Here is a 5,950-nt window from a genome sequence, read left to right as displayed (position 1 = left end):
ACGGCATGATCCTGCCGGGCGGCGCCGCCTGTCCCAACGAGCCGCCGCACGTCGCGGCGGCGAGGCACCTGCACGCCGAGACCGGCCTGCACCTGCGCCTGAGCGGCGTCGTCGCCGTCGACTTCACCCCGGCCGACCGCTACCTGGAACGCCTCAACCTCGTGTTCGACGGCGGCACCGTGCGCGACGGCACCTGCCTGAGCGTCCCGCCGCAGCACCGCAGCGGCCTGCTCGGCGCCCGCTTCGTCCCCGTGAACGACCTGCCGCACTGCACGGCCCCCGCCCAGTTCGCCCGCATCACCGAGGCGTTGGCGGGCTGCGCGCTGCCCGTCCTCCTGCACGGCCAGCGCGCGGCCTGACCGTGCCAGCCGGGCGACCCGACGCCGGTGCCGGTGCTGAAAGCACCGGCTGCCGGCCCAACTTGTTCGCGCCGGGAGGTTTAAGTGGCGCCGATCGCTCGTTCGAGTGATCGGTGCCAGTCGGTACACCGTAGTGATCGCAACGGATGGAGCATGGCGCTGACACTTCGTCACTTCCTCTTCCGTGAAAGGCGTTCACCGTCATGCCGATGGACAGCTCCCCGGACAGCCCGTTCACGCTCAACGCCGACGACCTCGCCAGGCTGGAGGGGATCCGTGAGGCGCTGCTGGACCCGTCGCCGCGCCGGATCGGCCGCCTCGACCAGTGGGGCCTGGCCGACACCTACGAGACGTACGCGGAGGTCGCCGCATACCGCGAGCTCTCGATCGCCATGGCGGACGGGACGATGCTCGACGCGGCGCTGAGCGTCCCGCGCAACCTCGCGCCCGGGCAGACCTGTCCGGCGGTCGTCCTGCCCGCCCCGCTGATCAACATCGGGCACCGGGCCTACCTCGGCATGTTCCCGCGCTGGGCGCTCGGCGGCTACGCCGTCCTGGCGTACAGCCAGCGCGGCCTGGCCGCCTCCGGGGGCGAGATCCACGTCGCCGGACCGCAGGACGTGGCCGACGCCACCGAGGTCATCGACGCGCTGGTCCGGATCGACGGCGTCGACCCCGACCGGATCGGCTTCTTCGGCTCCTCCTACGGCGCCGGGACGAGCCTGCTGGCGGCCGCGAAGGACCGCCGGGTCAAGGTGGTGGCCGGCACCAGCGCCTGGGGCGACCTGTTCGCCTCGCTGTACGAGAACGGCACCCGCCACCTGAAGGCCTTCGAGGCCCTCGTCCAGCTCTTCGGCGAGGAGCGCTGCTCGAAGGAGTTCCGCCGCGTCATCGAGAAGATCCGCAACAACGCCATCGACGACGAGGTCCGGGACTTCGCGGCGGTGCGATCGCCCCGCACCCACCTCGACGCGTACAACGACAATGCGACGCCGATCCTGCTGACCACCGCCTGGCACGAGACGATCTTCTCGGTGCCCGCCGTCGTCGACCTCTTCAGCAGCCTGACGGGGCCCAAGTCGCTGCTCGTCCAGGTCGGCGACCATGGCAACGGTGAACTCCCCGGCCTGGCCGGCCTCCTCTCCAAGCCCACCGAGACGGCCTACCGCTGGCTGGACCACCACCTCGGCGGCAGCGCCGGCGACGGACGCGAGCCCCGCTTCGGCGTCCGCTCGGAGTACATGCACAACCTGCTGTCCGACCTCTTCCACGAGGACTGGGCGAGCTACGCCCTGCCGCGCAAGCGGTTCCACCTGGCCGGCCCGGCGGCGGGCCAGGGAGACGCGCAGCTGGCCGAGGGCGCGCCGCAGCCGGGCTGGTCCCGCTCCCTCAAGGCCACCGGCCGGGACACCGCGGTCGTCGTCGCCCCGAAGCTGGTGCAGACCGGCCTGGCCGAGCGCATGGGCCTGCCCCACGTCTACAAGACCGCCGAGGTCGACCGCGACCTCGCCGCGATCTGGACCACCGAGCCGTTCCCGCAGCCGATGCGCGTCCAGGGCGACCTGGAGGTGCGGGTGACGGTGAAGCCGCGGGCGATGGACGCCACGATCGTGGCGTACCTGCTGGACTGCGACCCGGCCACCGGCAAGGGCCACATCATCACCAACGCCCCCTGTACCGTCACCAACCAGCAGGCCGGGCAGGCCACCACCGTGACCTTCGCCCTCCAGCCCGCCCACTACGTCCTGGCCAGGGGCCGCCGGCTCCAGCTGGTCATCGGCACCCACGACCCGTTCTTCTCCGACGCCAACTCGACCCCGACCACCGTCGAGATCACCTCTCCGGAGGGCACCGAGTCCTACCTCGACATCCCGCTCGGCACCGTCGACTGACACCGGCACACCGCAGGCGGGGCCGCCCTGGCAGCACACCGGGCGGCCCCGCCGTCCTTTCCGTGCGGCCCGACGTGCCGCCCGACGTGCGGCCCGAACTCCCCACCGCAGCACGGGACGTCGGCCCGGCCGACGTCCCGTGCTCCGCCCGTCCCGGGGCTACTCCATCGCGGCTCCTGCGGCGCCTGCGTGACGAGGGCGCCGTCCGCCGGGTCAGGGCACGGTCATGACGATCTTGCCGCGCGCGTGGCCGGTGGCGCTGGCGTCATGAGCCGTGGCGGCCTCCTTCAGCGGGAACACCGCGTGCAGCGGGACGGTGAGGCGGCCGCGGTCGGCGAGGTCGGCGGCCAGTGGCAGTCCCGCCCAGCCCGGCGACTCTCCCGCCTCGGAGCGGAGGTACCGCACCCCGTGCCGGTCGGCGTCGAAGTCCGCGATGGTCGCCACCCGGTGCCGGTCACCCCTTCTCCCACCTCGTCGACGATTCCCGCGGCATCCATGCCGGGTGTGTGGGGGAAGTCCACGGTGACGATGTCCCGCAGCAACCCCGAACGCAGGTACCAGTCGGCAGGGGTGACGCCGGTGGCCCGCACCGCGATGCGGACCTGGCCGGGCGCGGCGTGCGGCTCTTCGACCTCCTCGACGCCGAGGACCTCGGAACCGCCGTAGCGGTGATACCGGACAGCAAACACGGACAACCTCCGTACACACATGGGCACGTCGTTCGGCGGAAGAGCCGACGGCCGCTCACCTCTGCGGCGGAGAGGGGACAGCGGGACGCCGCGGCTCCGGATCACGCTAACCCGCTGAACGGCCGACCTCCTCCGTCGGTGATTAAGTGGGAGACATGCCTGCCCGACCGTCTCGGAACACGCCGCCCGCCGCCTCCGGAGCCTCCGCCCCGGGGCAGAGAGCCGACGCCCGGCACAACCGCGCCCGGCTCCTCCAGGCCGCCCGCGAGGCGTACGCCCTCGACGGCACCGACGTGTCCTCCGGCGCGATCGCCCGCAGGGCGGGCGTGGGTGCCGCCACCCTCTACCGGCACTTCCCGACACGCGACTCGCTGATCGCCGCCGCGTTCTCCGAACGGCTCGGCCAGTGCGTCGCAGTCCTCGACGAGGCCCTTCAGGACGACGATCCCTGGCGCGGACTCCGCACCGTCCTCACCACGGTGTGCACGATGCAGGTCCGGGACCGCGGGTTCAGCGCCGCGTTCCTCTCCCGCTTCCCCGACGCGCCCGACGTCCGTCGTGAGCGGGCCCGCGCCGAGGCGGGCCTCGGCCGGCTGGTGCAGCGCGCGAAGGACACCGGACAGCTGCGCAAGGACTTCGACCCCAGCGACGTCACCCTTCTGCTCCTGGCCAACGAAGGCGTCCTGCGCGAGTCCCCGGCGGCCTCCACGGCCGCATCCCGCCGCCTGCTCGCGTACTTCCTCCAGTCCTGCCTGCCGACGGACGGCCCACCCCTGCCCCGGCCCGCGCCACTGCGCCTCGACGACCTCTACCGGCCACCGCATCGGACGGGGTGACCGCCGGCGTCCGCCCGGGGTCGGCCGACCGCCGGCGGGCGGTCAGTCACCCGCGCACAGCGCGTGCTCGATCAGGGCGCCGGCCGCCTTCTCCTGTTCCACGATGTGGTCCAGGGAGTCGCCGCGCGCCTCCGACATGGAGACCACCGCGCTGCGCCGGCCGTCCGCGGTGACGCCGTTGAGGGTGATGTAGCCGCCGTCCCCGCCCTCGTGGCTCCAGTACGACCCCTTCCTGCCTCCGCAGTCCAGCGGGATCTCGACCAGGCCCAGCCCGTACCGGGTGCCGGCGGGCCACATCGCGGCGGCCTGCGGGTTCCCGGAGACGTCGACCCCGTCCTTCATCGCGGCCAGCTGACGGGCCGGCAGCAGGCGGCCCGAGAGCAGGGCGCGGAAGAAGGTGTTCTCGTCCTGCGTGGTGGTGACCCACGACAGTTCGGTGGACACCGGGATCTGCACGGTGACGTCCTTCTCGGCGCCGGGGCCGTAGAACTCGTAGGCGCGGGCGTGCGGTCGGGGCAGGGTGGGCGAGGTGCCCGTCCACCGGGTCTGCCGGAGGCCGAGCGGGCGCAGGACGCGGTCCTCGATCTCCTGGTGGGAGGGGCGGCCGGTGGCCCGTTCGATGATCATGCCGAGCATGACGTAGCCGGTGTTGGAGTAGCTCCAGCCCGTGGCGGGCTCCTGGGCCATGGCGCGGGTGACCAACTCCTCGGAGCTGTAGGTGAGGAAGCGCTGGTGGGCGTACTCGTCCGCGGTGCGGTACCCGGGCAGGCCGGCGTCGGAGATGCCGCCGGTGTGCCGCAGCAGGTCGCGGACGGTGATCCGGGCGGGGTCGTAGGCGGTGCCCCAGGCCACGTCCGGCAGCCAGCGGCCGACCGGGTCGTCCAGGGACAGCCGGCCCTCGGCCTCCAGCTGCAGGACCACGGTGGCGACCAGCGTCTTGGCCGTGCTGGCCATGCGGAAGTAGCCGTCGGGCGACACCGGGCGGCCGGTGCGCAGGTCGGCGGTGCCGGCGGTGGCGACCGCCTGGCGGCCGTCGGGTGCGACGGTGCGGGCCTGCACGCCGCTGATCCCCAGGGCGTGGATCGCCGCCACGTCCTGGTGTAGCCGCTGCACGGTGGACGACGCGGTGGAAGGCGCCGTGGACGACGCGGTGGACGATGCGGGAGCGGAGGCGGGCCGGGCGACGGCGGTGGCCGCGTTCGCGGCGATCAGCGCGGCGACGGTGGCCGCCACGGCGAGGTGCTTTCGGTGATTCGACGTCATGTCCGGACGCTAACCAGGTCCGGCCCGCACCGGGGCGTGCTCGGGATCACCTCAGGGAGGATTGGGGGGGACAGCCTCATGGCGCGGACCGCGGTGGTGCGCAAAAGCCTCCAACTCCCTTTTCTGCCAAGGAAAATGAGGGTTCTTTCGGGGATTTCTCTCGGGGTTGGCCCTGATGCCGGCCGGGTTGCCGCGCCCGACACTTCGGGCATGCGCATCACTCGGGCCGGCTGGGCCCTCATGACGGTGTTGTCCACGCTGATCGTCCTGCTCGCCGCGCGCTACGCGGGCTTCGACCCGGAGGTGTTCTTCAGCAATCAGCGCGCCACCTATCTGGCGCACGAACTCCCGCTCGGCATCCACATATCCGGCGCGGCGGTGGCGCTCGCGGTCGGGCCGTGGCAGTTCGCGGCCCGGCTGAGGGAGCGGTGGCCGCACTGGCACCGCCGCGTCGGCGTCGTCTACCTGCTGGGCTGCCTGGTCGGCGGGATCGGCGCGCTGCTGCTGGCGCCGGTCGCCTACGGGGGGCCGGTCGCCCGGCTCGGCTTCGCCTGCCTGGGCGTGGCCTGGCTGGTCACCGGCGGCATCGGCCTGCGGATGATCCTGCGCCGCCGGATCGAGGACCACCGCCGCTGGATGGTCCGCAGCTTCGCGCTCACCTTCGCCGCGGTCACGCTGCGGCTGATGCTGGTCGCCGCCCAGGCGGCGGACCTGGACTTCCGCACCTCGTACACGGTGGTCGCCTGGCTGTGCTGGGTCCCCAACCTCCTCGTGGCGTGCTGGTTCACCCGCCTGCGCCCCGGCGGGCGGTGAACCCGCCGCGCCGGGGCGCTGGCCCCCCCCCCCCGGGCGGCCGCCGCGCGCGCCCGGACGGCGCTCCGGGGGGGGGTCGGGGGGGGGGGGGGGGAGGT

Annotated in this window: 5 protein-coding genes and 1 pseudogene; 4 read left to right on the top strand and 2 right to left on the bottom strand. The window is 73.2% G+C overall.

Annotated elements, in window-relative coordinates; all coding sequences use genetic code 11:
* The coding region (locus ACFV0O_RS40980; protein ID WP_380350018.1) for an NUDIX domain-containing protein at positions 1-359 on the top strand (359 nt) is incomplete at its 5' end.
* A 209-nt stretch (positions 360-568) separates the two neighbouring features.
* Positions 569-2,251: a CocE/NonD family hydrolase gene (locus ACFV0O_RS40975; RefSeq protein WP_380350015.1), complete on the top strand. Its 1,683-nt coding sequence runs from the start codon at positions 569-571 to the stop codon at positions 2,249-2,251.
* A gap of 213 nt (positions 2,252-2,464) precedes the next feature.
* Here the strand turns inward: ACFV0O_RS40975 and ACFV0O_RS40970 are convergent.
* A pseudogene (locus ACFV0O_RS40970) lies at positions 2,465-2,940 on the bottom strand (alcohol dehydrogenase catalytic domain-containing protein).
* Positions 2,941-3,095: 155 nt separating this feature from the next.
* Between ACFV0O_RS40970 and ACFV0O_RS40965 the strand changes: the two are divergent.
* On the top strand, positions 3,096-3,776 hold the full coding sequence (locus tag ACFV0O_RS40965; protein ID WP_380350012.1) for a TetR/AcrR family transcriptional regulator: 681 nt from the start codon (positions 3,096-3,098) through the stop codon (positions 3,774-3,776).
* Positions 3,777-3,818: 42 nt separating this feature from the next.
* On the opposite strand, the gene ACFV0O_RS40960 is transcribed toward ACFV0O_RS40965, so the two are convergent.
* Positions 3,819-5,039 (bottom strand): serine hydrolase domain-containing protein, encoded by a 1,221-nt coding sequence (locus ACFV0O_RS40960; protein WP_380350009.1) that lies wholly within the window; start codon positions 5,037-5,039, stop codon positions 3,819-3,821.
* Between the two features lie 210 nt (positions 5,040-5,249).
* Between ACFV0O_RS40960 and ACFV0O_RS40955 the strand changes: the two genes are divergently transcribed.
* Positions 5,250-5,852, top strand: a complete 603-nt coding sequence (locus tag ACFV0O_RS40955; RefSeq protein WP_380350006.1) for a DUF2306 domain-containing protein — start codon at positions 5,250-5,252, stop codon at positions 5,850-5,852.
* Positions 5,853-5,950 lie beyond the last annotated feature (98 nt).

This window comes from Kitasatospora sp. NPDC059577, assembly GCF_042735475.1.
GTDB lineage: Bacteria > Actinomycetota > Actinomycetes > Streptomycetales > Streptomycetaceae > Kitasatospora.
Note: the sequence above shows the minus strand (reverse complement) of the source record. Positions and strands in the feature narration are given on the sequence as shown.